Source organism: Luteibacter anthropi (assembly GCF_011759365.1).
In the GTDB taxonomy this organism is placed as follows: Bacteria; Pseudomonadota; Gammaproteobacteria; order Xanthomonadales; family Rhodanobacteraceae; genus Luteibacter; species Luteibacter anthropi.
This window is the reverse complement of sequence record NZ_JAARLZ010000004.1, coordinates 190,442-216,811: the sequence shown is the minus strand read 5'-3', so window position 1 is coordinate 216,811 and position 26,370 is coordinate 190,442. Positions and strand designations below refer to the sequence as shown.

General features: G+C 65.6%; 27 protein-coding genes and 1 riboswitch. Of the genes, 5 read left to right on the top strand and 22 right to left on the bottom strand.

Going from position 1 to position 26,370, the window contains the following annotated elements; all coding sequences use genetic code 11:
- The first annotated feature begins 73 nt into the window (after nt 1-73).
- Nucleotides 74-1,357: a polyhydroxyalkanoate depolymerase gene (locus HBF25_RS09010; protein WP_166947568.1), complete on the top strand. Its 1,284-nt coding sequence runs from the start codon at nt 74-76 to the stop codon at nt 1,355-1,357.
- 3 nt (nt 1,358-1,360) lie between these two features.
- Here the strand turns inward: HBF25_RS09010 and HBF25_RS09005 are convergent, their stop codons facing one another.
- Complete coding sequence (locus HBF25_RS09005) at nt 1,361-2,062, bottom strand: SDR family NAD(P)-dependent oxidoreductase (RefSeq protein ID WP_166947566.1); 702 nt, start codon at nt 2,060-2,062, stop codon at nt 1,361-1,363.
- 121 nt (nt 2,063-2,183) lie between these two features.
- On the opposite strand from HBF25_RS09005, the gene HBF25_RS09000 reads away from it, so the two are divergent.
- Nucleotides 2,184-3,110, top strand: coding sequence for a LysR family transcriptional regulator (locus tag HBF25_RS09000; RefSeq protein ID WP_166947564.1), 927 nt, complete (start codon nt 2,184-2,186; stop codon nt 3,108-3,110).
- Between the two features lie 1,020 nt (nt 3,111-4,130).
- Here the strand turns inward: HBF25_RS09000 and HBF25_RS08995 are convergent.
- The 3 genes from HBF25_RS08995 to HBF25_RS08985 all read right to left on the bottom strand — a co-directional run bounded on the left by HBF25_RS08995 (nt 4,131) and on the right by HBF25_RS08985 (nt 6,949).
- A complete protein-coding gene (locus HBF25_RS08995) occupies nt 4,131-5,300 on the bottom strand; it encodes an SLC13 family permease (RefSeq protein WP_208392496.1) in 1,170 nt (389 codons plus the stop codon).
- A 3-nt stretch (nt 5,301-5,303) separates the two neighbouring features.
- Nucleotides 5,304-6,074 (bottom strand): GIN domain-containing protein, encoded by a 771-nt coding sequence (locus HBF25_RS08990; protein ID WP_166947562.1) that lies wholly within the window; start codon nt 6,072-6,074, stop codon nt 5,304-5,306.
- Nucleotides 6,075-6,184: 110 nt separating this feature from the next.
- A complete protein-coding gene (locus HBF25_RS08985; RefSeq protein ID WP_166947560.1) occupies nt 6,185-6,949 on the bottom strand; it encodes a DUF4097 family beta strand repeat-containing protein in 765 nt (254 codons plus the stop codon).
- A gap of 165 nt (nt 6,950-7,114) precedes the next feature.
- Here HBF25_RS08985 and HBF25_RS08980 point away from each other — a divergent pair, with 165 nt between their 5' ends.
- Nucleotides 7,115-7,636, top strand: coding sequence for a hypothetical protein (locus HBF25_RS08980; RefSeq protein WP_166947558.1), 522 nt, complete (start codon nt 7,115-7,117; stop codon nt 7,634-7,636).
- Nucleotides 7,637-8,308: 672 nt separating this feature from the next.
- On the opposite strand, the gene mazG is transcribed toward HBF25_RS08980, so the two are convergent.
- Genes mazG through gspN form a run of 5 tightly spaced genes read right to left on the bottom strand, consistent with a single transcriptional unit; the run spans nt 8,309 to nt 12,024 of the window.
- Complete coding sequence (mazG, locus tag HBF25_RS08975; RefSeq protein WP_166947556.1) at nt 8,309-9,097, bottom strand: nucleoside triphosphate pyrophosphohydrolase; 789 nt, start codon at nt 9,095-9,097, stop codon at nt 8,309-8,311.
- Nucleotides 9,094-9,912, bottom strand: coding sequence for a 3'(2'),5'-bisphosphate nucleotidase CysQ (cysQ, locus tag HBF25_RS08970; RefSeq protein ID WP_166947554.1), 819 nt, complete (start codon nt 9,910-9,912; stop codon nt 9,094-9,096). The genes mazG and cysQ overlap by 4 nt, the downstream gene beginning before the upstream one ends.
- A complete protein-coding gene (nudE, locus tag HBF25_RS08965) occupies nt 9,912-10,469 on the bottom strand; it encodes an ADP compounds hydrolase NudE (RefSeq protein ID WP_166947552.1) in 558 nt (185 codons plus the stop codon). Before nudE ends, cysQ begins: the two co-directional genes overlap by 1 nt.
- Nucleotides 10,466-11,254 carry an inositol monophosphatase family protein gene (locus HBF25_RS08960; protein ID WP_166947550.1) on the bottom strand — a complete coding sequence of 263 codons (789 nt, stop codon included), beginning with the start codon at nt 11,252-11,254 and terminating at the stop codon, nt 10,466-10,468. Before HBF25_RS08960 ends, nudE begins: the two co-directional genes overlap by 4 nt.
- Nucleotides 11,251-12,024 (bottom strand): type II secretion system protein N, encoded by a 774-nt coding sequence (gene gspN / locus HBF25_RS08955; protein WP_166947548.1) that lies wholly within the window; start codon nt 12,022-12,024, stop codon nt 11,251-11,253. The genes HBF25_RS08960 and gspN overlap by 4 nt, the downstream gene beginning before the upstream one ends.
- A 58-nt stretch (nt 12,025-12,082) precedes the next feature.
- On the opposite strand from gspN, the gene HBF25_RS08950 reads away from it, so the two are divergent.
- A complete protein-coding gene (locus HBF25_RS08950; protein ID WP_166947546.1) occupies nt 12,083-13,453 on the top strand; it encodes an adenosylmethionine--8-amino-7-oxononanoate transaminase in 1,371 nt (456 codons plus the stop codon).
- Here the strand turns inward: HBF25_RS08950 and HBF25_RS08945 are convergent.
- Nucleotides 13,450-14,076, bottom strand: coding sequence for a 2-hydroxychromene-2-carboxylate isomerase (locus tag HBF25_RS08945; RefSeq protein WP_166947544.1), 627 nt, complete (start codon nt 14,074-14,076; stop codon nt 13,450-13,452). The two genes, HBF25_RS08950 and HBF25_RS08945, sit on opposite strands and share 4 nt — an antisense overlap.
- 88 nt (nt 14,077-14,164) lie before the next feature.
- Between HBF25_RS08945 and HBF25_RS08940 the strand changes: the two genes are divergently transcribed.
- Nucleotides 14,165-14,899: a 16S rRNA (uracil(1498)-N(3))-methyltransferase gene (locus HBF25_RS08940; protein ID WP_166947542.1), complete on the top strand. Its 735-nt coding sequence runs from the start codon at nt 14,165-14,167 to the stop codon at nt 14,897-14,899.
- 187 nt (nt 14,900-15,086) lie between these two features.
- On the opposite strand, the gene HBF25_RS08935 is transcribed toward HBF25_RS08940, so the two are convergent.
- The 12 genes from HBF25_RS08935 to glyA all read right to left on the bottom strand — a co-directional run bounded on the left by HBF25_RS08935 (nt 15,087) and on the right by glyA (nt 26,054).
- Nucleotides 15,087-16,055 carry a potassium channel beta subunit family protein gene (locus tag HBF25_RS08935; protein WP_166947540.1) on the bottom strand — a complete coding sequence of 323 codons (969 nt, stop codon included), beginning with the start codon at nt 16,053-16,055 and terminating at the stop codon, nt 15,087-15,089.
- A gap of 9 nt (nt 16,056-16,064) precedes the next feature.
- Complete coding sequence (locus HBF25_RS08930) at nt 16,065-16,568, bottom strand: phosphatidylglycerophosphatase A family protein (protein WP_166947538.1); 504 nt, start codon at nt 16,566-16,568, stop codon at nt 16,065-16,067.
- The gene (gene thiL, locus HBF25_RS08925) at nt 16,565-17,518 is read right to left on the bottom strand and encodes a thiamine-phosphate kinase (RefSeq protein WP_166947536.1); all 954 of its coding nucleotides are present in this window, start codon (nt 17,516-17,518) and stop codon (nt 16,565-16,567) included. Before thiL ends, HBF25_RS08930 begins: the two co-directional genes overlap by 4 nt.
- A 34-nt stretch (nt 17,519-17,552) precedes the next feature.
- The gene (nusB, locus tag HBF25_RS08920) at nt 17,553-17,987 is read right to left on the bottom strand and encodes a transcription antitermination factor NusB (RefSeq protein ID WP_166947534.1); all 435 of its coding nucleotides are present in this window, start codon (nt 17,985-17,987) and stop codon (nt 17,553-17,555) included.
- The gene (gene ribH / locus HBF25_RS08915; protein WP_166947532.1) at nt 17,984-18,451 is read right to left on the bottom strand and encodes a 6,7-dimethyl-8-ribityllumazine synthase; all 468 of its coding nucleotides are present in this window, start codon (nt 18,449-18,451) and stop codon (nt 17,984-17,986) included. The genes nusB and ribH overlap by 4 nt, the downstream gene beginning before the upstream one ends.
- Nucleotides 18,452-18,496: 45 nt before the next feature.
- On the bottom strand, nt 18,497-19,426 hold the full coding sequence (gene ldcA, locus HBF25_RS08910) for a muramoyltetrapeptide carboxypeptidase (RefSeq protein WP_166947530.1): 930 nt from the start codon (nt 19,424-19,426) through the stop codon (nt 18,497-18,499).
- Nucleotides 19,427-19,436: 10 nt separating this feature from the next.
- The gene (gene ribB / locus HBF25_RS08905) at nt 19,437-20,528 is read right to left on the bottom strand and encodes a 3,4-dihydroxy-2-butanone-4-phosphate synthase (RefSeq protein ID WP_166947528.1); all 1,092 of its coding nucleotides are present in this window, start codon (nt 20,526-20,528) and stop codon (nt 19,437-19,439) included.
- 13 nt (nt 20,529-20,541) lie between these two features.
- On the bottom strand, nt 20,542-21,183 hold the full coding sequence (locus HBF25_RS08900; protein ID WP_166947526.1) for a riboflavin synthase: 642 nt from the start codon (nt 21,181-21,183) through the stop codon (nt 20,542-20,544).
- A 126-nt stretch (nt 21,184-21,309) separates the two neighbouring features.
- Nucleotides 21,310-21,459, bottom strand: a riboswitch (FMN riboswitch).
- Nucleotides 21,460-21,735: 276 nt separating this feature from the next.
- Entirely contained in the window at nt 21,736-22,725 is a 990-nt protein-coding gene (locus tag HBF25_RS08895) for a Gfo/Idh/MocA family protein (protein ID WP_341778063.1), read from the bottom strand.
- Nucleotides 22,726-23,004: 279 nt separating this feature from the next.
- The gene (gene ribD / locus HBF25_RS08890) at nt 23,005-24,072 is read right to left on the bottom strand and encodes a bifunctional diaminohydroxyphosphoribosylaminopyrimidine deaminase/5-amino-6-(5-phosphoribosylamino)uracil reductase RibD (protein ID WP_166947949.1); all 1,068 of its coding nucleotides are present in this window, start codon (nt 24,070-24,072) and stop codon (nt 23,005-23,007) included.
- A 206-nt stretch (nt 24,073-24,278) separates the two neighbouring features.
- Nucleotides 24,279-24,794, bottom strand: a complete 516-nt coding sequence (gene nrdR, locus HBF25_RS08885) for a transcriptional regulator NrdR (protein ID WP_166947522.1) — start codon at nt 24,792-24,794, stop codon at nt 24,279-24,281.
- Between the two features lie 3 nt (nt 24,795-24,797).
- The gene (gene glyA, locus HBF25_RS08880) at nt 24,798-26,054 is read right to left on the bottom strand and encodes a serine hydroxymethyltransferase (RefSeq protein WP_166947520.1); all 1,257 of its coding nucleotides are present in this window, start codon (nt 26,052-26,054) and stop codon (nt 24,798-24,800) included.
- Nucleotides 26,055-26,370: the final 316 nt, after the last annotated feature.

Genomic DNA, 26,370 nt, shown 5'->3' with positions numbered 1-26,370 from the left:
TAAAAACAGGGGCTTTACACATGGCGCGCCGCAACTGGTTATGATGCGCCATCTCCCCGCCCCCGGAACCGGCATGCTCTACCTCATGCACGAATGGCAGCGCTCGATGCTCAGCCCGCTTACCTATTGGGCCGAAGCCAGCGCGAAGATGTTCGGCGATGCCGCCAGCCCCTTCGCCCGCATGCCGGGAGCCGACCGCGCCGCCGCGGGCTACGAGCTGATGTTCCGCCTGGGCAAGGCCTACGAGAAACCCGAGTTCGGCATCCACAGCGTGCACGCCCACGGGCATGACGTCGCCATCGTCGAACAGGTAGCCATGGCGAAGCCGTTCTGTACGCTCAAGCGCTTCAAGCGCTTCTCCGACGATCAGGCCACCGTCGACAAGATGAAGCACGATCCGGCGGTGCTCGTGGTGGCGCCGCTCTCGGGCCACCACTCCACCCTGCTGCGCGATACCGTGCGCACCCTGCTGCGCGATCACAAGGTGTACATCACCGACTGGGTCGACGCGCGCATGATCCCGGTGGAAGAAGGCTCGTTCTCGCTGGCCGACTACGTGTCGTACATCGAGGAATTCATCCGCCATGTCGGCGTGCATCGCGCGCATGTCATCTCGGTGTGCCAACCCACCGTGCCGGTGCTCGCAGCTGTCTCGCTGATGGCGGCCCGTGGCGAAGACACGCCTGCGTCGCTCACTCTCATGGGTGGCCCCATCGACACGCGCAAGAGCCCCACCAGTGTCGACAACCTCGCCACCACGCGTCCGCTGTCGTGGTTCAGCGGCCAGCTGATCCACAAGGTGCCTTACCAGTATCCGGGTGCGGGACGCGACGTGTATCCGGGCTTCCTGCAGCATGCCGGCTTCATCGCGATGAATCCCAGCCGCCACCTCATGTCGCACTGGGACTTCTACGAAAACCTGCGCAAGGGCGACCTCGACGACGCCGAGGCGCATCGCAAGTTCTACGACGAATACAACGCCGTGCTCGACATGCCGGCCGAGTACTACCTCGACACCATCGAAACCGTGTTCCAGGAACACCGCCTGCCCAAGGGCACGTGGGAAGTGCACGGGGAGCTGGTGCAGCCGGCGAAGATCAAGAATACCGCCCTGCTCACCATCGAAGGCGAGCTGGACGACATCTCCGGGCTGGGCCAGACCGAAGCCGCGCATGGCCTCTGCAAGGGCATCCCGAAGAAGCAGAAGAAGCACATCACCATCGAAGGGGCCGGCCATTACGGCATCTTCAGTGGCCGCCGCTGGCGCGAGATCGTCTACCCGGATGTCCGCGACTTCATCAAGAAGTTCGACAAGGGCAACAGCAATACGGGCGCCAAGGGCACACGCCGCGCCTGAGTGTCACCAGGGCACCGTCCGGCCGCGATAGTCCAGGTATCGCAGGCCCGGAGTGCCCTGCTGCTTCAGCAGCACGTCCACGAGACCGGGAATGCTTTCCTCGATGGTGAGCGGCGCACCCGCACCACCCAGCTCCGTGCGCACCCAGCCCGGCGCCATCAGCACCATCGCCCGTGACGAACCGGCATGACGTGCAGCGAAGCTGCGCATGCACATGTTCAGTGCCGCCTTGCTCGCACGATAGACCTCGCGCTGGCCGCCTTCGTTGTTGCCCACGCTGCCCTGCCCCGACGACATCACGGCAACGATGCCGTCTGCCGGCACGTTGCGCTCCAGCGCCTCGACGACGCGCATGGGGCCGAGCGTATTGGTCAGCATGACGTGCATGAAGTCGTCCGTTGCCACCTCGCCGATGGTCTGGCTCGGGTCGCGGTTGGTCGTTCCCGCGTTGACGAAGAGGATGTCGAAGCGTCGCCCTTCCAGGCGGTCGCGCAGCGCGGCGATCTGGGCCTGCTCGCAAACGTCCACCACCTCGATCTCTACGCGACCGGGATGGGCATCGGCCAGCGCGTGCAGCGGCGTATGTCCGCTCCCGCGACGTACCGTGCCGACGACATGCCAGCCCTTATCAAGGCATTCCGCAGCGATCGCATGGCCAAGTCCACGCGAGGCGCCGATGAGGAGGATAGAGGGGGTGTGAACCATGGGAGAGTCCTTCGGAGGTCGTGACCCGACGCATGCTGCGCCCGGGTGGATACATGCGCAAGACGCATAGGAATCAATACATGATTGCATTCAACGCCATATATGGCGGTATCCTCGCGCCATGGACCTCATCGACCTCAACCTGCTGACCGCCCTGGATGTGCTGCTTGCCGAAGGCAGTGTGACCCGCGCCGCGCGTCGCCTGGGCCTGAGTGCCTCGGCCATGAGCCGCACGCTCACGCGCCTGCGTTCGGCCACGGGCGATCCCTTGCTCGTGCGCGCCGGTCGCGGCCTGGTACCCACCCCGCACGCCATTGCCCTGCGCGAACGCGTGCCTGCGCTCGCGCGGGACGTACATGCGGTGCTGAGCCCGCCCAGCGACCGCGTGGACATCACCTCGCTGGACCGCCTGTTCACGATCCGCGCAAACGAGGCGTTCATCGCGTTCTTCTCGTTGCCGTTGCTGAAGGCGATCAACGAAGCGGCACCTCTCGTACGCCTTCGTTTCGCGCCGAAGCCGGACAAGGATGCGACGCCGCTGCGCGAGGGGCAGATCGACCTGGACGTCGGCGTGGTGGAGTCTCCTGCGCCGGAAATGCAGTCACAGCCTTTGTTTCAGGACCGGCTGGTCGGCGTGGTGCGGGAAGGCCATCCCCTGTTGAAACAGCGACGCATCAGCGCAGAGCAATTCGCGGCCTTTGCTCATGTCGCAGTGTTGCCGAAAGGGAGTGCTCCCCATCCGCTGGACGAGGCGCTCTACGCACGGGACCTGAGGCGCGACGTACGCGTCGAAGTGCCCGGATTCCCCGATGCCTTGCGCATCGCGCAACATGCCGGCCTCGTCGCGACCGTGCCACGCTCCTGCCTGGGCAATGCACTGACCCCCACCGACACGAGCACCACGGGGCTGGTGTCATTCGAGCTGCCGCTGGAAACGCCGCCTTTCACCATCTGCGCCATCTGGCATCCACGCATGGATGCAGACCCGGCGCATCGCTGGCTGCGCGATGTCATGGTGTCACTGTGCCAGCAGGCTTATCCCGATTGACGTGCGCTGCTCATGAATTGACCAGTGAAACGCAAGTCGTTGACTGCGAAAGCGCGATCCGACTTGTCCACACCCTTATGCAGCGCGTATCCACATTCCATGTGGATAACCGCTTGTGTAGGAGCGCGCCTTGCGCGCGACCGGGGTTGTCGCGGAAACCAGTCGCGCGCAAGGCGCGCTCCTACAGTGGTTACGTTTTAATCATTGCAACGCAACCTGCTGACACCAAAGTCCGGTTCCGGCTTATCCACACCCTTATGCAGTGCGTATCCACACTCCATGTGGATAACCAGCTTCTGTAGGAGCGCGCCTTGCGCGCGACCGGGGGTTGTCGCGGAAACCGGTCGCGCGCAAGGCGCGCTCCCACAGTGGTTACGTTTTAACCATTGCAACGCAACCTGCTGACACCAAAGCCCGGTTCCGGCTTATCCACACCCTTATGCAGTGCGTATCCACACTCCATGTGGATAACCAGCTTCTGTAGGAGCGCGCCTTGCGCGCGACCGGGGTTGTCGCAGAAACCGGTCGCGCGCAAGGCGCGCTCCTACAGTGGTTACGTTTTAACCATTGCAACGCAACCTGCTGACACGCAAGCTCGGTTCCGGCTTATCCACACCCTTATGCAGCGCGTATCCACACTCCATGTGGATAACCAGCTTCTGTAGGAGCGCGTCTTGCGCGCGACCGGGGTTGTCGCGGAAACCGGTCGCGCGCAAGGCGCGCTCCTACAGTGGTTACGTTTTAACCATTGCAACGCAACCTGCTGACACGAAAGACCGGTTCCGGCTTATCCACACCCTTATGCAGCGCGTATCCACACTCCATGTGGATAACCAGCTTCTGTAGGAGCGCGCCTCGCGCGCGACCGGTCAGCACGACGACCCCGGTCGCGCGCAAGGCGCGCTCCTACAGTGGTCACGGTTTGACCAAGGCAATGCAACCTACTGACACGAAAGCCCGGTTCCGGCTTATCCACACCCTTATGCAGTGGCTTTCCACATTCCGTGTGGATAACGCGAGCTAGAGCAACGCCCAGCCCAGCAAGCCCACCACGATGAAAAAGGGAATCGACCAGATATGAAACGCAAGCCATGCCTTGCGCTCGCCAAGCAGGCGCAAGGCAATCAGGTTTGCGAGCGAACCAAGCACCACGCCAAATCCGCCTGCATTCACGCCCCACGCAAGCGTGCGCCAGTCATGCGAGTACTCGCTGAGCAGGATGGTCGCCGGCACATTGCTCATCACCTGGGATACCAATGCGCTGGTGACGTAGAGATGCCCCGGATGATCCAGACCCAGGCCACCGATGAAATCACGAATTACCTGGAGCCCGGCCAGCAGCTTCAGGTCGATGAACATCAGCACGAAGGTCAGCAACAGCCCCCAGTCGATCGCAGCGACGATACGCGGCCGGAACGCCAGGAATACGACAAAGACACCGAGCAACGCCCAGCCAGCCATGTGCATGTCGGCAAGCACGATGAAAGGCAGGTACAGCACTGCCGCGACAATCAGCATGCGGTGATCCACCTGCTCGTCGCCACGGTCGTGCACTTCGAGGCGCGTTGCGGGAAAAGCAAAAGCCGTTACAACCAGCAACAAACCTAGCGCCAAGGCCACCAGCGGCAACATCGCCAGCACGAAGCCGCCGAAGCCGTTGCCCCACTGCTGCCACAGGAACAGATTCTGCGGGTTACCGATGGGCGTAAGCATCGAGCCAGCATTGACGGCCAGCGCCTCGAAGATCACCAGCTTGGTCGCCGGCATGCGCGCGATGCGGCACATGCTGAGTGTCAACGGCACCATGACAAAGAGCGAGACGTCGTTGGTCAGCAGCATCGAGAGGAGCGCCGTGGCCGCGACGAGGCCGAGCGCCGCGATGCGACGGGTGGCCGTGCGATCGATCAGCCAGTGACCCGCCACATGCAGGGCGCCGCTCGTCTCCACTGCCTTGGTGAGCAGTAGCAAACCTGTAAGCGCCGCGATAGTCGGCCAGTCGACCAGCCCGGGCCATTCGGGCAGGCGCGACGGCAGCGCGATCGCGAACACGACCGACGCTGCCAGGAGCGTGAGGAACAACATGTCGCGGCGCAATCCGCGCAGCGACTCCGGCAACCAGTTCATCCGCAGATTCCCACCCAAGATGGGCAGATGATAGTGGCCGCGATCGTCGCGGCCACGTGCAGGCATGAATCAATCCTGCTTCGGGACATCCAGCTTGCCGCCGACGTTTTCCTTCGTGTAGTTCAGGTCGCCGCTGCCCTTCTTGCGCACCGTGAGATTCTTGTCGACATGACCGACAGCCAGGCTGCCCGAGCCGATGCGGTCCACGGACAGGCTGCCCTTCACGCCGCCAATCTCGGCGTCACCGGAGCCGATGGTGTCCACCCTGGCATCGCCGGCAATCTCATTGGCACGCAGGTCACCCGAGCCCACCGCCGTCACAGTGAGAGGACCAATGCCGCGGAATGCGGCTTCACCCGAACCCACCTTCACGGTGACCGGTCCGGCGATGTCGTTGGCTTCAAGCTCGCCTGACCCGACCTGGGTATCCAGCGACTTCAGGCCACGTACCTTGGCGCTGCCCGAGCCCACCTCCAGCTCGACCGGGATGCTGGCCGGAATGGTCACGTTGGCCTTGAGGTCGGTGTAGTGGCTACCGAATCCCCAGCTGCTCTCCTTGCTTTCCAGGGCAATGGTCAGCGTGTCGCCGTTCTTCTGCTGGGTAACCGCCAGGCCGTCGAGCAGCTTCTGGTCCGATGCGCATGCCTTGCCGCTCACGCTGCCACGCGTGCCGCTGCCCTTGGCTTCCACCGTGAGGTCGAAGGCGTTGGTGACGAAGTGCACCTTGCTGATACCGCTCAGGTCGAGATCGAGATTGCGGTCGGCGTGAAACTCGCAGTGATTGCTGGCAAATGCCGCCGCGGGTGCCAGCAGGAGGGCGGCGAGGATGAGTTGACGCATGGATGAAGCCTCCGTGGAAGTCTGGGCCGGTAGAGATGAGCGGCTGGACAGCCAAACGTTACAGGATGGAATTTCGCCGACACGAGCATGCCGGAAGTGGTCGTCGGTGTTTATCGGTCTTTCGGCACGTCTACCGTGCCGCCGATGCCGGAGTAGTTGATGCTGCCGCTACCCTTGTGGTCCACGGCGAGGCTTCCCTTCACGTCGCTGACCGTGAGGCCGCCCGAGGCCACGCCACGCGCGCTGACGTTACCGTTCACCCCGCTGACCCGCAGGGAACCCGAGGCCACGGGCCCCAGCGTGGCATTGCCACGGATCTGGCGGGCATCGAGCGACCCGGACGCGACGCTTTCGACATTCAAGGAGCCGATGTCGGTGAACGTCGCCTGCCCGGAAGCCACCCGTGCACCGACCTGGCCCTTGACACCCTCGGCCTTGAGCAGGCCGGAGGCCACGGTGGTGTCCAGCGACGCCACGCTACGCACCTTCGCGGTACCCGAAGCCACCTCGACGCGAACCGGCACGCCGGCTGGCACGCTGGCCGTTACGCGCAGATCGTTATAGCCACTATTCCAGTGCCACTGGGGAGCAAAATTTCCCAGGGTGATCGTCAGCACATCGCCGTCCCGGCTCTGGGTGATGACCAGATTCTCCAGGGCATCCTTGTCGGATGCACAAGCCTTTCCATCGGCCGAACCACGATTACCAGAGGCATTTCCGGCAACCTCCAGCTCGTAAGAACCGGTGAGGAAACGCACCTGGCGCACGCCCGAAAAATCGAGGTCGAGATGGCGGTCGGCGTGAAATTCGCAACGGCCATCGGCCATGGCAACGGCGGGGACAAGCAACAGCAAGGCAAACAGTGACTGACGCATGGGTAAATCCTCCGGGGGCGTGTCTGACCCGGGCATGGATGCCGCCCGACCGTAAAAGGTTGCATACCGGGAGTTCCCGCGAATCTGAGCGAACGCCAACGTAACGGTCAACCGTCGTCGTTACGGCACGTTTTTCCCCGTGCAAGCCCAACCCGGAGACATCTCATGCAACGCAAGACCCTTATCGCCAGCGCAGTTTCACTCCTCCTTGCCGGTTCGGCCGCCTTCGCGTTCGCGCAGGATGCCGCCCCGCAAGCTCCGGCCGCTCCGGCCGCACACAGTGCCCCGCAGGGCCAGGGCCAGGGTCAGAAGTGGGGCCGCGGCCCCGGTGGCGACCACGGTAAGGGCGGCTGGAGCCAGCACGGCCACGGCGGCATGCGCAGTGGCGTAATCGGCGACATCCGCGGCCTGGAACGCCTGTACATCATGTCCGGTCGCCAGAAGGAACTGCCGGCGCTGTACAACGACATCCTCGCCAAGTCGCAGAACCCGCGCGTGCGTGACTACGCTTACCGTCACCTGGCCCGCACGCAGATGCAGCCGCAAAACGTAGACGCCGCCATCGCCACGATGCGCAAGAGCCTCGACGAAAGCCTCGCGCAGGACCAGAAGCGCCACCAGGAAATGGAAGCCTTCAAGGCACGCATGCAGCAGCGCGCATCGGCAAAGACCCCCGATAGCAAGTAAGACCGCTGCGAGCACGAGAAACGGAGCCTCATGGCTCCGTTTCTTTTCCGCCCCGATATGCGTTGTAGGAGCGTGCTTGCGCGCGACCGTTTGATACGCCGCATCGCCAGTTGAAAGAGGCATCCCTACCGAAGGGGTAGGAGCCGATCGTATCGGCGATGTTGCGCTCCGTAGGAACCCAGCCCATGTGGTGCGTCGCTCCGTAGGGAAGGCTCGGCTTACGGCCTCGCATCGGCGCGTGAGGCGTGGCGTTGCAGAGGCGACGGGGGCGGCCCTTGGCGCGACTTGATGGAGGTGAGGGGGTGGGCGGACCAGGCCGCGTAGCGGGGCCGGCCAGGAAGGCCGGCCTTTTTCGCCGAGGCAGGAGCCGAGTCGAAAAACCCCGCACGCTCACCGTGCCCGAAGGGGCGTAAGCCATAAGACACTGAGCCGCGCAGCGGCTCTCCTTTCCCGAGGGACACCGCAGGCCGGAGCGACAAGGGCCGCCCCCGCCGCCTCGTTCGCCGCCACGCCTCACGCGCCGAGTGCGAGGCCAATAGGCGAGCCCTTCCTACGGAGCGACGCACCACATGGGCTGCTTTACTACGGAGCGGTATCGTTTCAACCGGTCGCGCGCGAGGCGCGCTCCTACAGGGGAGTTGGACGTTCGAACGGTCGTGCGCTAGCACGCTTCTACTCTTTGCTTTTTACGTTTGCCCAGAGCGATTCCTGCTCTTGCAGTGGGTAGGATGCGAGTGTCCGACCGTCTTGCGCGGCCAGTGTTTCCATGGCACGGAAGCGGCGTTCGAACTTTGCGTTGGCGCCGCGCAAGGCGCGGGAGACATCTACCTTTGCGTGTCTTGCCAGGTTGGCGGCTACGAACAGCAGATCGCCGATTTCGTCGGCGAGGCGTTCTTCCACGGCGCCGTTGTCGAATTCGTGGCGGACTTCGTCCAGTTCTTCGGCCAGCTTGTCGAGTACCGGGCGGTGGTCGGGCCAGTCGAAGCCGACGTTGGCGGCGCGCTTTTGCAGCTTCACTGCGCGCTGCCATTCGGGCAGTCCGTGAGAGATGCCTGCCAGTGCGCTGGTGTCGTCACCGCCTTTTGCCTTGCGTTCTTCCGCCTTCAGGCGATCCCAGTCGCGGGAACGTGCGCTGTCGCTTTCGTGCGTGAGGTCGCCAAACACGTGGGGATGGCGGCGTTCCATCTTGTCGCAAATGGCCTGCACTACATCGCCGAAGGTGAAGTGACCACCCTCTTCCGCCATGCGCGAATGGAATACCACCTGCAACAGCAGGTCGCCCAGTTCATCACGCAGGTCGTGCATGTCGTTGCGGTCGATGGCGTCGGCCACCTCGTAGGCTTCCTCGATCGTGTAGGGTGCAATCGTCGAGAAATTCTGACGCAGGTCCCACGGACAACCTCCTTCGGGATCGCGCAGGCGGGCCATGATCGCGAGGAGGTCGTCGACGGGTCGGGTCATGCGTGGTCGTCCGGATCGATGAGGCGTGCCGTCCAGTCGACGGTGGTGTCGCCGCAGGCGATGAATTCGGGATTGATGAGCGAATCGCGCGTGTTGTAGCGGAAGGGACGCCCGGCCAGATCGAGTACGGCGCCGCCGGCTTCTTCCATCACGCATTGCGCCGCTGCCGTGTCCCACTCGGACGTGGCGCCCAGGCGCAGGTAGATATCGGCGTCGCCGCGTGCGATCACACAGAACTTCAGCGACGAACCCAGCGCAAAGGTTTCGTGCTCGCCCAGGCGGTCGAGCAATGCGCCTGCCCGTGCGCCGGCGTGTGAACGGCTTCCCGTGACGCGCAGGCGCCCATCGGCGCGGCGCGTGCGGATGCGCTCCTTTTCCGCGCCCGGTTCGTGCTGGCGCCACGCGCCGGCACCGCTGGCTGCGAAGTACGTATCGCCACCGACCGGTGCGAGCACGACGCCCAGGACCGGGCGATGATCTTCGATGAGCGCGATGTTCACGGTGAACTCGCCATTGCGCTTGACGAATTCACGCGTGCCATCAAGCGGATCGACCAGCCAGTGCCGACGCCAGGTGCGGCGCTCGGACCAGGGCGCGGCAAGCGCCTCTTCGGAAATCACCGGCACGCCCGGGGCAATCTCACGTAGCCCTTCGGCAATGATGCGCTGAGCGGCGAGGTCGGCGGCGGTGACGGGGGAATCGTCGTCCTTGCGGACTACTTCGAAATCCTGCGCGTAGATCGCCAGGATGGCCTCGGCGGCACGTCGTGCGATGGCACACACGGCATCGAGGCACTGGGCGGGGGCCGGCGACATCACGAGGGACGATAGCGACCGGCGAGGAATTCGCGGGCCATGAACAGGGCGGCGATGGAGCGGCCGTCGGTGACGTCGTCGCGGGCGATCAGCTCGTGCAGTTTATCCATCCGCCAGGGCACCACTTCGAGTTCTTCCGGTTCGTCGCCGGGCAGGCGCTCGGGGTAGAGATCCTGCGCGAGCATCACCTGGATGGTGTGGCTCATGTATGAAGGCGACAGCGACAGCGTGCCCAGGAACTGCACGCTGCGCGCGCCGAAGCCGATTTCTTCCTTCAGTTCGCGGTCGGCGGCCTGTTCGGCGGTTTCGCCTTCGTCGATGCGCCCCTTGGGTGCGCCCAGTTCGTAGCTGTCGATGCCGACGCCATACTCGCGCACCAGCAGCACCGTGTCGGCATCGCGCATGGCGACGATAAGCACGGCGCCATGGCCGCCGCTATGCAGTCGATGGAAGGTACGACGCTCGCCGTTGGAGAATTCGAGATCGACCTCCTCCACACGGCGGAAATGGTCTTGTGGCGCGTCACGTGTGGCGAGGATGGTCGGGCGCTTGTTCATCGGTCGATTGTAGCGCCCCGGAATCGCGACAGTGCTTCGACATGGATGGCCGGCGTGCCGGCGAGCACGCTGCGGGTATCCAGGCCGATCTGGCCACCGTCCAGATTGGTAAAGACGCCGCCCGCCTCGCGCACGATCACGGCCAGCGCAGCGATGTCGAGGATGTTGAGATCGGATTCCACCACGAGGTCCAGGCTGCCGCGTGCAAGGAGGTGGTAGTGGCAGAAATCGCCATAGCCGCGGATACGGTTGCTGTCGCGGATCATGGCGCCCAGCGCATTCCAGCGTGCATCGGAGGTCAGTGTCTTCACGTTGCCGGTGGAAATCGCGGCCTGCGAGAACGCGGTGGTATCCGCGACGCGGACGGGCTCGCCATCCAGGAAGGCGCCACGTCCGCGCACCGCCCACATGCGTTCGTCATAGACCGGCGCGGAGGAGACACCCAGCACCAGCTCGCCACGGTGCATCAGGGCGATCTGGGTGGAGAAGAACGGCGTGCGGCGCACGAAGCTCTTGGTGCCGTCGAGCGGATCGACCAGCCAGAGCCATTCGCGCGAGGTGTCGTCCGCGCCGTATTCCTCGCCGTAGATGCCTGCCTCGGGCAGCGCGCGGGCCAGGATCTCGCGGATCGCCAGTTCGGCCTCGCGGTCGGCCACGGTCACCGGCGTGTCGTCGCCCTTGACGATGACGTCCACGCCCGAGCGCCAGTAATGAAGAATGATGTCGGCGGCGGCGCCTGCGGCATCGCGGGCGGCGGCCAGGGCCTTGTCGAGGGTATCGGTCATGGGTCGAGGGTGGGCGCCAGGCCCGCCTTGCGCTGGAGGGTGACGGAGCCGTCGCGGGCCACGGGGCCGAAACGGGCGATGAGATGGGTGAGCGCGCTGTCGGCGATGCGTGGCACGAGGCGCCCCTGGAAACGCCAGCCCAGCGGCGAGCCGGCCAGGGCGGCAGTGACGGCAAGCGAGCCCTCGCCGTCGTCGCGCAGGTCGGCGCGCAGCACGCCCGCATCGCTGCGTGCCTTGAGGGCGATGCCGCCGAGGGCGACGTGGCCTTCGGGCGTTTTCACCGCCGCGGCGCGCCAGCGCACCTCGGCATCCAGCGCCATGGGCCAGTTGTTCTGCAACTCGGCGCGCGGCACCGTGCCTTCGACCACGCCCACCGGCACCAGCTCCGGCGGCAGTGCGGGGCCGGTCAGCACGGCGGCGTCCAGGCGGAAGTCCACGCCGGTCCAGGTCATGCGATCGGGGTCGGTGCGGTCGAGGTGGCCGTCGAAGCGGCCCGACTGGCCGTTCAGATGGATATCCAGATGGGTGCGGCCCAGGATCGCATCGCGCCCCAGCCGCCAGCGCAGCTCGCCCAGCTCACGGCCGCTGGCCGTTGCCACCCGGCCGGCGCGACCGTCCCAGGCGGTGCCCGAGACGTCTTCCAGCACCAGGCCGTGCGCCCGCGCAGTGATGAAGGCTGCGGCGACACTGGCCGGCAGGAACCAGTAAAGCAGCCCTGCGCCGAGCGCCAGCAGCACGACCGTCAGGCCGATCCAGCGGAACCACTTCAAACCGTCACCTCGAAACGTTCACTTGAGAAGCGGTCGGCGGAGGGGGGATCATGGGCGGATGACCGACGCCCTTTTCACCGCTCCGGCGGCCGACGCGCTCGTGGCGCGAGACCTTTCGACCCTCTGGCACCCGTGCACCCAGATGCACGACCACGAAACCCTTCCGATGGTACCCGTCCTTCGTGGCGAAGGGGCGTGGCTCGTCGGAACGGACGGTAAACGCTACCTCGACGCGGTAAGTTCCTGGTGGACCAACCTGTTCGGCCATGCGGAACCCCGTATCGGCGCCGCCCTGAAGGACCAGCTCGACAAGCTGGAACACGTGATCTTCGCCGGCTTCACCCACGAGCCGGCGGTGGAACTGGCCGAAGAGCTGGTGCGGATCACCCCGAAGGGACTGGATCGCGTCTTCCTCGCGGACAACGGCTCGGCGGCCATCGAAGTGGCCCTGAAGATGAGCTTCCATTACTGGCTCAACCGCGGCCACGGCGAGAAGACCCGCTTCATCGCACTCACCGGCAGCTACCACGGCGAAACCCTGGGCGCGCTCTCGGTGAGCGACGTGGCGCTGTATCGCAAGACCTACGCCCCGTTGCTGCTCACACCGGAACTGGCCCCGTCGCCGGATACCTACGAAGGCGAACCGGGCGAGTCGCCGCGCGATATCGCCCAGCGCCGCCTCGGCGAGATGCGCACGCTGCTGGAACGCCATGCGCACGAAACCTGCGCGGTCATCGTCGAGCCGCTGGTGCAATGCGCAGGTGGCATGCGCATGTACGATCCGTCCTATCTCACCGGCCTGCGCAAGCTGTGCGACGAGTTCGACGTGCACTTCATCGCCGACGAGATCGCCGTGGGCTTCGGGCGCACGGGCACCTTGTTCGCCTGCGAACAGGCCGGTGTATCGCCCGATTTCATGTGCCTGTCGAAGGGGCTTACCGGCGGTTTCCTGCCGCTGTCGGCCGTGCTCACCACGAAGGAGGTCTACGAGGCCTTCTACGCCGAGTACGCTGCGGGCAAGGCCTTCCTGCACTCGCATAGCTACACGGGCAACCCGCTGGCCTGCCGCGCGGCCACCGCCACGCTGAAGATCTTCCGCGACGATCCCGTGCTGGAACGCAACCGCGAGCTGGCGGCGCATATGGCCGCGCGCATCGCGCCGCTCAACGATCATCCGAACGTGGCCCACGTGCGCCAGACCGGCATGATCGCCGCCATCGAACTGGTCGCCGACAAGGCCACCCGCACGCCCTTCCCTGCCGGTGACCGTCGCGGTCTGCGCGTTTACCGGCATGGGCTGGAAAACGGTGCCTTGCTGCGACCGCTGGGCAACATCGTCTACTTCATGCCGCCTTACGTGGTGACGAAGGACGAGATCGATTTCATGGTGGATACCGCCATCGCCGGTATCGCAAAGGCCGTGGCCTAACGGCGCGAAGCAGCCACGGGCAGTTCGCCGAGGCGATGCATCTCGCCTTCGGCAAACAGCTGAGGATGCGACAGGTAGTCCATCGCGAAACCATGGGCATCGGCGCCCCAGAACAGCTCGCCGTCGATGGCGAGCGTGGGGACGCCGAAAACCCGGTCTTCGAGTGCAAGCTCGAAGTTCCGTTGCAAGGCGGCCTTGACCTCGGATGACGACAGCGCTGCCTGCATGTCGTCGATGCCCAGTGCCGTCGCCAGTGGCGCCAGGGCGTCGGCGCTGTCTGCCGCGCGGCCGTGCGCCCATATCCATTCGAAGAGCGTACCCACGACATCCATGCTGGTACCGGCGGCGATGCACAGGCGCAGTGCGGGCAGCGGATTGAACGGATGGGCCGGCGGGAATTTCAGGGGCGTGCCTGCCTGGCGGGCCCGCCACAGGGCATAGCGATAGGTGAACTCGCGCTTGCGCGGGATTTCCGCCGGGCCGCGCTGTTCGAGCTGGTTGAGCAGGGCGCCGAAGAGGATCGGCCGGAGGGTCACTTCGCGTTCCCCGGCCAGCTTGCGGATGGCAGGCCACTGGAGCCAGCAGAACGGCGAGACGAAATCGAAGTACCAGACGATCGACATGCCTTGGGCTCCCTCGCGAGTGGGCCGACGATAGCGGGGCCCGGGGCTGGCTACAATGTGCGATCCATCGAATGCGTCAGACTGCCCCATGCGCACCATCCGTATCCATGTCGACCGCCCGCTCGCCAGCGGCACGGACTTCACCCTTCCCGCCCAGGCCGCAGAGCACGTCGCCCGGGTGCTTCGGCTTGATGTCGGCGCTCCTGTGGTGCTCTTTTCCGGCGACGACGGCCTGGAATACGACGCTACGCTGAGTGCCGTGGGCAAACGGGAGGTGGTTGCCACCGTTGGCGAAGGTCGCGCGGTGGAGAACGAGTCGCCGTTGGCGCTCACCCTGGCCCAGGGCGTGGCCCGTGGCGAGAAGATGGACCTGATCGTGCAGAAGGCCACGGAGCTGGGTATCGCGCGGATCGTGCCGATTCTTACCGAGCGTTCCGAGGTGAAGCTCGATGCGACGCGTGCCGAAAAACGCTTGCTGCACTGGCGTGCCGTGGCGGCCAGCGCGTGCGAGCAGTCCGGTCGGGCGCGGGTGCCGGTAATCGAGCCGGCGGTGGCGTTGGGGGCATGGCTGGGTTCGCTCGGCGAGGGCGGCCCGATGCGACTGGCGTTGTTGCCGGAGGGGTCGAAGCGCCCCGGGGAGCTGGCACTGAAGGACGCCGCGATCCTGGCCATCGGACCGGAAGGCGGCTTCGGTGAGCGGGATCGATCGGCGCTGGCGGCGACGGGGTTTACCGGGTTGAAGCTGGGGCCACGTATCCTGCGCACCGAAACAGCAGGGCTTGCCGCCATCGCGGCATTGCAGGCGTTATACGGCGACGTCTGATCACCCCACCTTCTGTAGGAGCGCGCCTTGCGCGCGACAGCCTATGGAACGGTGACGCGATAACCGGTCGCGCGCAGGCGCGCTCCTACATCGTCATAGGCGGTCACAGGGCTTTTGTAGGAGCGCGCCTTGCGCGCGACAGTCCTATGGAACGCTGACGCAACAACCGGTCGCGCGAGGCGCGCTCCTACATGGTGATCTTGGCGATGCGGGACATCACGTCGTCGGTGAGAAGCGGCAGGGCGTCGAGTGCCAGCAGGTTTTCTGATAGCTGTTCCTTGCGGCTTGCGCCGAGGATGACCGTGGAAACGTGCGGGTTTTTCAGGCACCACGCCAGCGACAGGCGGGCGAGCGGGATGCCGAGTTCTTCGGCGATGGGCGCCAGCGCACGCACCGTTTTCAGTCTGGCGCCATCGTTTTCCAGCAGCCCCTTTCGCAGCCATGCGTTGTCTGGCTGCCCCAGCCGCGAGTCGTCGGGGATGCCGTCGTTGTATTTGCCCGTGAGCAAACCCGATGCCAGCGGCGACCAGATCGTGGTGCCCATGCCGTGCTTCTCGTACAGCGAGGCATACTCTTTCTCAACCCGCTCGCGATGCAGCAGGTTGTACTCCGGCTGCTCCATCGACGGTGGTACGAGATGATTCTCGCGCGCCACGCGATGCGCTTCCTCGATCCGCTCCGCCGGCCACTCGCTCGTGCCCCAGTAGAGCACCTTGCCCTGGCGCACCAGCGTATCCATCGCCCACACCGTCTCCAGCACGGGCGTGTCCGGATCGGCACGATGGCAGAAATACATATCGAGGTAATCGACGCGCAGTCGATCCAGCGCCTGGTGGCAGGCATCGAACACGTGCTTGCGTGACAGGCCGCGCTGCGTCGGCTTTGGATCCTTGCTGGCGCCGAAGTACACCTTGCTCGATACGCAGTACGCATCGCGCGGCAGGCGCAGGTCGGCGATCACGTCGCCCATCAGCTTTTCGGCTTCGCCGGCGTTGTATGTCTCGGCGTTGTCGAAGAAATTGACGCCGTTGTCGTACGCCAGCGCGATCAGGTCGCGTGCAGCCGATCGCCCCACCTGTCGTCCGAAGGTGACCCATGCACCATAGGACAGGGCGGAGATCTTCAGACCTGTGGAACCGAGGCGACGGTATTGCATGGCAAATTCCTAGCGGATGAGCGAAAGGACGAGGTAAAGCACCACCCCGGCGAAGATACCGGCGATCACGTCGTCGAGCATGACACCCAGGCCGCCTTTCACCCGCCGGTCGAACCAGCCGATGGGTGGCGGCTTGGCCACGTCGAACACGCGGAACAGCACGAAGCCAAGGATCACCGCCCACCACGGCGCGAACAACGCCGGGAGCAAGGCAATCCACTGGCCGACGAATTCATCCCAGACGAGGCTGCGATGATCGTCCACGCCCAGGATGCGCCCTGCCCGATCGCAGGCCCACACGCCGATCACGAAAGACACGCCGATCACGACCAGCCATGCCGGCACCGAAAGGCCACGCAGCAGCAGCCACGGCAGGAGGGCCGCCAACGAACCGGCCGTGCCCTGCGCCTTCGGCGTCAGGCCCGAGCCGAAGCCACAGGCGATCCAGCCTGCCGGCGAGGCCAGCAGGCGGCGCCGATCCGCCGGGTCCAGGACGTATTTGGTGCTGCTCATGCCGCGAAATGGTTCCAGCCCGCACGCGAAGGGGCAAGCGTTTCGCCATCGGTGCCGATGACGCGCACGCCCTGCCCTTCCACGATGCGGCCGATCCGCGTGGCGCCGCAGCCAAGCCGGGCCAGATCGGCGGACAGGTCGCCTGCACGTTCGGCAGGTACGGTGAAGCACAGCTCGTAGTCGTCGCCGCCACCGAGCGCGAAGTCGATGGCATCGGCGTCGTGGAAGTGGGCGATCATCGCCGACGAACGCGGCAGCAGGGCCGCATCGATATCGGCACCCACGCCACTCTTCGCACAGATATGGCCCAGATCGGCCACGAGGCCGTCGGACACATCGATGCAGGCCGTGGCGATGCCACGCAGCGCCTGCCCCACCGCCACCCGTGGCGTGGGCCGGTTGAGCCGGCCGATGAGTTCGGCATAAGGCGAGGTATCGGCCTCGGCAAGACAGCGCAGGCCAGCGGCCGCGTCGCCCAGCGTACCGGTGACCATCACCACGTCACCCACGCGCGCAGTGGAGCGCAACAGTGCTTCGTCCGGTGCGGTGAAACCATGCACCGCGACGGTCACGGTCAACGGGCCGCGCGTGGTATCTCCACCGATCAGTGCGAGGCGAAATGGCGTGGCCAGCTCGGCGAAACCGCGGGCAAGGCCATCGATGAAGGCCTCGTCCTGCGTGGGGATCGTGAGCGCCAATAGCGCCCAGGCCGGCGTGGCGCCCATGGCCGCGAGGTCGGAAAGATTCACCGCCAGTGCCTTCCAGCCGATGTCGGCCGGATCGGTACCCACGGGAAAGTGGATACCCTCCACGAGGGTATCCACTGCAATGGCAAGTTCCCGTCCTGCGGGAACCGCGACGATGGCGGCATCGTCGCCTATGCCGATCTTTACGTCGTCGCGGTGCGACTCGGTATGCCGGCGGATGCGTTCGATCAGGTCGAATTCCATGCGTGTCCTGGTGAGGAAGGGCGGATGCCTTTCCTCAGGATCGCTTTTCGGCCGTACGCCAGTGCGTCGCGAGTTTGTCGAGAACGCCGTTCACATAGCTGTGGCCGTGATCGGCACCGAAGCGCTTGGTGGCTTCCACCGCTTCGTTGATCACCACGCGGTACGGGACGTCCGGGCGGTATTTCAGCTCGTAGGCACCCATGCGCAGGGCGGCACGCTCGATGGGGTCGATCTGGCCCACTTCGCGATCCACGAACGGCTTGATGCCGTCGTCGAGTTCGGCGAGGTGCTGCTCGACGCCACGCAGGATGTCCTCGAAGTATTCGAGGTCGGCCACTTCCATGTCCTGCTCGTGACGGAACTGCGCGATGACCGCGCCCATGCGGCTGCCGCCGACCTGCCAGGCATACAGGGCCTGGAGCGCACGGCGGCGGGCGCGCGAACGCGCAGCGAGATCGATGTTGGTCATTTGCCGAGCTTCGAATAGAGGTTGGTCATCTCGATCGCGACCATGGCGGCGTCGGCACCCTTGTTGCCGGCCTTGGTACCGGCACGCTCGATGGCCTGCTCGATGCTGTCGGTGGTGAGCACGCCGAAGCACACGGGCACGCCGGAGGCATAGGCCGCCTGGCCCAGGCCCTTGGCGGCTTCGCCGGCCACGTAGTCGAAATGCGGGGTGGAACCGCGGATGACGGCACCCAGGCCGATCACGGCGGCGTACTTGCCGGAGCCGGCGACCTTGTAGGCGGCCTGCGCGATTTCCCACGCGCCCGGCACGCGAATCAGGTCGATCGCGTCGTCCTTCACGCCGTGGCGGACCAGCGCGTCACGCGCGCCTTCCACCAGCGGCTCGACGACGAACGCATTGAAACGGCCGGCGACGATGGCGAAACGGCCCTTGGGAGTGGCGAAATCGCCTTCGATGATCTTCATGTGGGGTGTCCTGATGGCGGATCGGCCGCCGGGCGGCCGGATATTTTACGGGGTTTTGGGCCGGGGATGGCCGCTGAAGGCCAGCCGGGCCCGCCCGCCGTTCACTTGCAGCATGCCGGGCACGCCGAACGGAAGGGTGAACTTGGCCGGTGCATGGCCGAACGGCAGGCCGTGGATCACGGGGATGCCACAGGCGGCGGCGATACGCTCGAAGGTGACGGGCAGGTCGTAGCCGTTGTCGTAGCCGGCCACCCGGTAGCTGGTGAAATCGCCCAGCACCAGGGCCTTCTGCCGGCCCAGTACGCCTGCATGGATGAGGTGGTAGAGCATGCGCTCGACCCGGTAAGGCGGCTCGGCGATTTCCTCGATGAAGAGAATGCCCCCTTCGATGTGGGGAAAGTACTCCGTGCCCACCAGACTGGTGAGCATGGCGAGGTTGCCGCCCCAAAGGGTGCCCGAGACCTCCAGGTCGTCGCTGTCCGGGGCGTCCCAGGTCGCTTCGGCCTCGTCGGAACCGAGGACATGCCAGAAGTGGTTCCAGGTGAGCGGATCCAGCTCGGGTGCCCCGAAATCCGCACCGAGCATCGGGCCGCCCAGCGTGGTGACGCCGCTACGGGTGAGCAGCGCGCATTGCAGCGCGGTGAAGTCGCTGTGGCCGACCAGGGCCATCGGCGCGCCTTGCAGCCGACGCAGGCCCTCGTAGTCCAGCAGCGGCAACAGGGGATGGGCCCCGTAGCCGCCCCGGATGGCCAGCATCACGTCGGGAAGCGGACGCGATGGATCGGTCAGGGCGTTGATATCCGCCGCCCGCTCCGCGTCCGTGCCGGCGAAACGCAGTTCACGGCGCTCCAGCACCTCCTTGCCCGACAGGCGATGCCCGGCCTCCTCCAGGCGGAGGATGCCGCGACTCATGGCCTCGGCGTTGTGGGGGTAACCGGCGGGTGCGAACAGGCGGATGTCGTAGGAGGCAGGCATGGTGACGTGTTTAACTGGCCTGACCGACCACTTCAAGCCCAAAGCCGGCGATGCCGACGAACTTGCGTGGCGTTCCGATGACCGTGAGACGCTTCACGCCCAGGTCGGCAAGGATCTGGGCGCCCAGTCCGAGCTGGCGCCACTCCTGGTCGTCCTTCGGCGGCGGCTGGGGGGCAGCCTCGCGACGCAGGCGGGCCAGCAGGGCGTCGGGAGTGTCTTCGCCGGACAGCACCAGCAGCACGCCGCGCCCTTCGCCGGCGATGCGACGCAGCGCTTCGGTGACGGTCTGACCCAGGTCGTCGCGCTTCAGGTGCAGCACGTCGGAGAGCGTATTGCGCACATGGACGCGGGTAAGCACGGGGTCGCCGTTGCCGACATCGCCCAGGGTGAGCGCGAAGTGCAGCCCGCGACGGATGGCGTCGCGGAAGGCCACGAGGCGGAACGGACCGAACTCGGTTTCCACGTCTTCGGCGAAGACGCGCTCGATGGTCTTCTCTGTTTCCAGGCGATAGCGGATCAGGTCGGCGATGGTGCCGATCTTCAGGCCATGCTTCGCCGCGAAGGCTTCCAGTTCGGGACGACGGGCCATGGAGCCATCGTCGTGCAGGATCTCGATCAGCACGGAGGCCGGTTCGAGGCCGGCCAGCGCCGCGAGGTCACAACCGGCTTCGGTGTGGCCGGCGCGGGTCAGCACGCCACCGGGCTGGGCGGTGAGCGGGAAGACGTGGCCCGGCATGGTGATGTCGGCCGGCGAGGCGTTCTTTGCCACGGCCACCTGCACCGTGCGGGCGCGATCATGGGCAGAGATGCCCGTGGTGACACCTTCGGCGGCCTCGATGGAGACGGTGAAGTTGGTGTGGTACGGCGAGTTGTTGTCGCTGACCATCGGCTTCAGGCCGAGCTGGCGCGTGCGCTGCTCCGTCAGCGTCAGGCACATCAGTCCGCGGGCTTCCTTCACCATGAAGTTGACGTCTTCCGGGCGCACCTTCTCGGCGGCCATCACGATGTCGCCTTCGTTTTCGCGGTCTTCGTCGTCGAGGATCACGACCATGCGCCCGTTGCGCATGTCTTCGAGGATTTCGGGAATGGTATTGAATGGCATGACAGGTCCGGGGTCAGGCGAAGCCGTGCTGTTTCAGGAAGGCCTCGTCGAGGCGCGGTGCTTCGCCTGCCGAAAGCAGGCGTTCGACGTAACGGGCGACCACGTCGACTTCGATGTTTACCGAGTCCCCGGGGCGGCGCGCGGAGAAGGTGGTCTGATCCACCGTATGCGGAATCAGGTTCACGCCGAAGCGGTTGCCGTTGACTTCGTTCACGGTGAGGCTGGTGCCGTCGATGCAGACCGAACCCTTGTGCGCGATGTAGCGCGCCAGCTCGCGCGGCACTTCGAACGTCCAGCGCAGCGAGCGGCCGTCGGGCACGATGGACACCACCTTACCGGTGCCGTCGACGTGGCCCGAGACCAGATGGCCGCCCAGGCGGTCGGCGAGGCGCAGGGCCTTTTCGAGATTCACCGCATCGCCGGCTTTGTAGTTGCCGAGCGAGGTATGAGCGAGGGTTTCGTTGGAGACGTCTGCGGCGAAGCTATGGGTGTCGAACTCGATCACGGTGAGGCACACGCCGGACACGGCGATGCTGTCGCCCAGGGCGACGTCGGTCATGTCGAGAGTGGCGGTGTCCACGACGAGGCGAACGTCGCCGCCGCGCGGTTCGAGTCGCGCAATGCGACCGACGGCCTGGATGATGCCGGTGAACATGTCAGTGGCCTCCCATGGGGAAGGCGACGGTGCAGCTTTGGTTTTTCATGAAACGTTTCCCGCGGTGGTGAGCGAAAAACGCCCCAAGGCGCATGGCGGCATGCCTCCCCGCAAGGGGATGCCTGTCGCCGTCTTCTTTCATCCGGACTGTGACCGTCGGCTCCGGCATTCGACCGGATCTGCTGACCTCCCGGCAGGACCGGGAGCGCTCGCGGGCTCGCTTCCCGAAGGAAACCTACCGCCGGTGGGGAATTTCGCCCCGCCCTGAAGACGCTGTGAGGCGCAAGGATAGCATGGGCTTTCCGTGCGCCATGGCGGGATGGGGGGCTTCCCTGCCGCTTTCAAGGCCCCGCTGAAGATTCCTCCCTGCCGCCGATCTCCTGTAGGAGCGGGCCTTGCCCGCGACCCCTGCGAAGATCAACGATGACTAATGACGCAGGCGCCACCGGGCAGGCGCTAAACGCTCGCCCGATGGCGCACAAAGCCTCATTCGCAGGGAACCGATGTTGAGGGGTCGCGGGCGAGGCCCGCTCCTACAATGAGCGTCGCTGCCTATGTGTGGCGGGGTGGCTGCAATACCTGATCCATCACCTGGCTCGTCCGCGCGGCTGATTCACCGGTGGAGGGACATCCCCCGCGCCCCAGCAAGGCATCGACCACGGTGCTGATCAATGGTTGTTGGATATGCAAGGGATTGGCGATGCGAAGCTCTTCCACCTTTCCGTTGGATTCGACGCGGATCGGACCATCGCCGAACGTGGCGAATACCAGCCGGCCACGGTCGCCCACGATCTCCACGCGATCCTCGCGCCGGTCTGCCCCGAAATTCCACAGGCCCGTGCCGAGTATCCCGCTGCCAAAGGCGAATGCCATGGCCACGGTATCTTCGGCCGGATAGGCGGCCATCTGGTTCGCGCTCATGCCACGTACGTCGACGATCGGGCCCAGCAGGAAATCGAGGATGTCGAGCGTGTGGCAGCCGATATCCACGAAGATGCCGCCACCGGAGAGTTCGGGGCGCACCGTCCAGGGGAGGTTGGCCGGGTCGCGGTAGCGCGCTTCCAACGGGTGGTGCAGCAGCACGTTCACCAGGCGCGGCGTGCCGATGGCGCCGTCGCGAAGCAGGCTGGCGAGGGTGGTGAAACGGGGCAGCGCCCGGCGGTAGTACGCAACGAATACAGGTACGTTCGCGGCCTTTCCCGCCTCCACGATGTCCATGCATTCGCGATGATTCATCGCCATGGGTTTTTCGAGGTAGACAGGCTTGCCGGCGGCGATGGCCTTCAGCGCATAGTCGCGATGACTCGACGGCGGGGTCGCAACGTAGACGGCATCGACCTGCGGATCGGCGATCAGCGCTTCGGCGTTGTCGTACCAGCAAGGAACATGGTGGCGCGTTGCGTAGTCACGCGCCTTGTCCGCATCGCGACGCATGACGGCAACCAGCGATGAGTCGGGGACTTTGGAAAAAGCGGGGCCGCTCTTTACCTCGGTCACCGCGCCGCACCCGATAATGCCCCACCCCACGTGCATCATGACCACGCACCGCCCTGCTCGACGCCGGGTTCCGTGGCACGCCCATCCAGCCCACGACCCGTCGTTCCTGCGAAAGCAGGAACCCAGCGCGGAGCGTGGGGACGGGCCGCAGAGCCGATTCGGCGCTCTCGCGACAACCGCAGACCGGGGCGCTGGTTTCCTGCGTACGCAGGAATGACGGTAGGCGGGGGTGCGATCACGGTACGGCTCGTGCGCATAGGCGGGAGTGCGATCACGTTACGGCCCATGTGCAGGATTCACGGCAGGGTGGAGTGCGATGGCCATTCAGGCTCTCGCTGCCGGACGCATCAGCAGGCGCATGTCGTCGCCTACCTGGCGTCGGTCGAGGGTTTCCATCTGCCACCGTGAGGCCATGTCGTCCAGCGGTGGCAGTTCGAGCATGGGTCTTGCCGTGCTTCCCAGCAGGACGGGAGCCACGTAGACGAGCAGTTCGTCGGCCAGTCCCTTCGCGAGCAACGCGCCGCACAACACCGGGCCGGCTTCGACGTGTACCTCGTTGATGTCGTTCAATGCCAGCCAGTGCAGGGCCGCGTGCAGATCGAGGCCACCATCGTCGCGGCGGATATCTACACGTGTGGCCTCTTGCAGATGCGCCGGAACCTCGGCGGCCGCCGCATGAAACAACACCGTGGGTGCGTTTTCATCGAGCACGTTGGCGCCGGCAGGCGTACGCAGGTGTGTATCCAGGATCGCGCGCAGCGGCGGTACGAAGGCTTCGCCTGCGGGCAGGCGCACCGTGAGGTGGGGATTGTCCGCGAGCACCGTGCCACTGGCCGACAGGATGGCCGAAGCCCGGGCGCGCCAGCGCTGCACGTCGGCGCGCGCCGCATCGCCGGTGATCCATTTCGACGAGCCGTCCGCCAGCGCAGTGCGGCCATCGAGGCTCATGGCGAGCTTGACCCGTACCCACGGTCGGCCGCGCTGGATACGGCTGAAGAAGCCGATGTTCAACTCATGCGCCGCGTCGCGCATCAGCCCCACCTGCACGCCGATACCAGCGGCACGCAGCTTTTCGATGCCCTTGCCGGCCACCTTGTCGAAGGGATCTTCATGCGCAATGACGACACGCCCTACCCCGGCGGCAATCAGGGCATCCGCACAGGGCGGCGTACGACCGTGATGGGCGCAGGGTTCCAGCGTGACGTAGGCCGTGGCACCACGGGCCGCTTCGCCCGCTTCGCGCAGGGCGAACACCTCGGCATGGGGCTGGCCGGCCTTGGGATGCCAGCCGGTGCCGAGCACGGTCTCGCCGCGGGCGATGACGCAGCCGACGCGGGGGTTGGGCTGGGTGGTATGCAGGCCACGCTCCGCCAGGCGCAGGGCATGCGCCATGTGGACGTGGTCGAGAGCGGGAAAGAAGGGCTTGGACATGCCGCCATTCTCGCAGATCGAAAGCCCCTTCCCCTCCCCCGAAGGAACAGGAGCCTGACATGTAGGAGCGCGCCTCGCGCGCGACCGGGCTGGAACGGAATGCTGAGGTATGAAACGAGCGGGATCGCCTGTGCCGGTCGCGCGCGAGGCGCGCTCCTACAGGGAACTTAGCCTTTGCGGCCGCGCTTGGTGACGTCAAGCAGGGGGAGTTGCAGGCCTTCGATCTTCGGGAGATCGCGTTCCAGTTTCTCGATTTCCTCGCGGAAGGCGTGAACGTCCTCGAAGCGGCGGTATACCGACGCGAAACGCACATAGGCCACCTGGTCGAGCGCCTTCAGCTCACGCATCACCAGCTCGCCCACCTGCCGCGACGGCACCTCCCGCTCGCCACAGCGGCGCAGGTCGTTGGTGACGGCACGCACGGCCGAATCCACCGCGTCGCTGGCTACCGGACGCTTCTGCAGGGCGCGTTCGAAGCTCACCCGCAGCTTGTGTTCATCGAACGGCTCCCGGCGATCGCCTGACTTGACGATCGCCGGGAGCTTCAGCTCGGCGGTTTCGAAGGTATTGAAGCGTTCGCCGCATTGCGGGCACTCGCGCCGCCGCCGCACCGTGCCACCGTCTTCGGTGAGCCGGGAATCGATGACGCGGGTGTCTTCATGCTGGCAGAACGGACAATGCATCGATCAGCCGTATACCGGGTACTTCTTGCACTGCGCCGTGACCTTCTCGCGCACCGCGGCAATCACGGCTTCGTCGGCCGGCGCGTCGAGCACGTCGCAGATCCAGTGGGCCAGCTCGATCGTGTCGGCTTCCTTGTAGCCACGGGTGGTGATCGCCGGCGTACCGACGCGCAGGCCCGAGGTGACGAAGGGCGAACGGGGATCGTTCGGCACGGCGTTCTTGTTGACCGTGATGTGCGCCTTGCCCAGCGCGGCTTCCGCATCCTTGCCGGTGACCTCGCGACCGATCAGGTCCACCAGCATGAGGTGGTTTTCGGTGCCACCGGACACGACCTTGTAGCCGCGCTCGATCAGGGTCTTCGCCATGGCCTTGGCGTTCTTCACGACCTGCTGCTGGTACTCCTTGAAGGACGGCTCGAGGGCTTCCTTGAAGGCCACCGCCTTGGCGGCGATGACGTGCATCAGCGGGCCACCCTGGATGCCCGGGAATACCACGGACTGAAGCTTCTTCTCGATCTCTTCGCCGAGGCCCTTGGCCACGATGATGCCGCCGCGCGGACCGCGCAGGGTCTTGTGCGTGGTGGAGGTGACCACATGGGCGTGCGGCAGCGGGCTCGGGTAGACGCCTGCGGCGACCAGGCCGGCGATATGGGCCATGTCCACGAACAGGTAGGCACCCACCTTGTCGGCGATGGCGCGGAAGCGCGCCCAGTCGAGCACCTGCGAATAGGCCGAGAAACCGGCGACGATCATCTTCGGCTTGTGCTCGACGGCCAGCTTCTCGACTTCGTCGTAGTTGACCAGGCCGGTGTCCGGGTCGATGCCGTACTGGATGGCGTTGAAGATCTTGCCCGAGAGGTTGACCTTGGCGCCGTGGGTGAGATGGCCGCCGTGGGCCAGGCTCATGCCCAGGATGGTGTCGCCCGGCTGCAGCAGGGCGAAGTAGACGGCCTGGTTGGCCTGCGAGCCGGAGTGCGGCTGCACGTTGGCGTAATCGGCGCCGAACAGCTCCTTCAGGCGGTCGATGGCCAGCTTCTCGGCGATATCGACGTATTCGCAGCCACCGTAGTAACGCTTGCCGGGATACCCCTCGGCGTACTTGTTGGTGAGCGACGAGCCCTGGGCCTCCATCACGCGCGGGCTGGCGTAGTTCTCCGAGGCGATCAGTTCGACGTGATCCTCCTGGCGGCGGGATTCGTCGGCAATGGCCTTGGCGAGTTCGTCGTCGTAGCCAGCGATCTTTGCATCCTTCGGGAACATCTCGACCTCATGCGGCGGGTGGGGAAATAAGCCGAAAGTGTAGCTTCAGCGGGCGTTTGCAGCCACCTTCCGGCCCGCGAGCGACCGGGGCCGGCCATGTTCAGTGGCAGCAAGGCAAGGTCACGACGGCCGGACCGGCGCGGCCCCTGGATGACAGGGACATGACGGAAAGGGTCTCAGCATCTTACGAGACCACTGCCATCCCGTCATCACCCCGGGATGGGCGAGGTCCCGTAAAGAGGGCGCCGTACGGCGGCATAGCCGTCGCTGCCCGCGGGCCCTTGTCACGGCAAGCCTACCGCGAGCCGGCTATAAT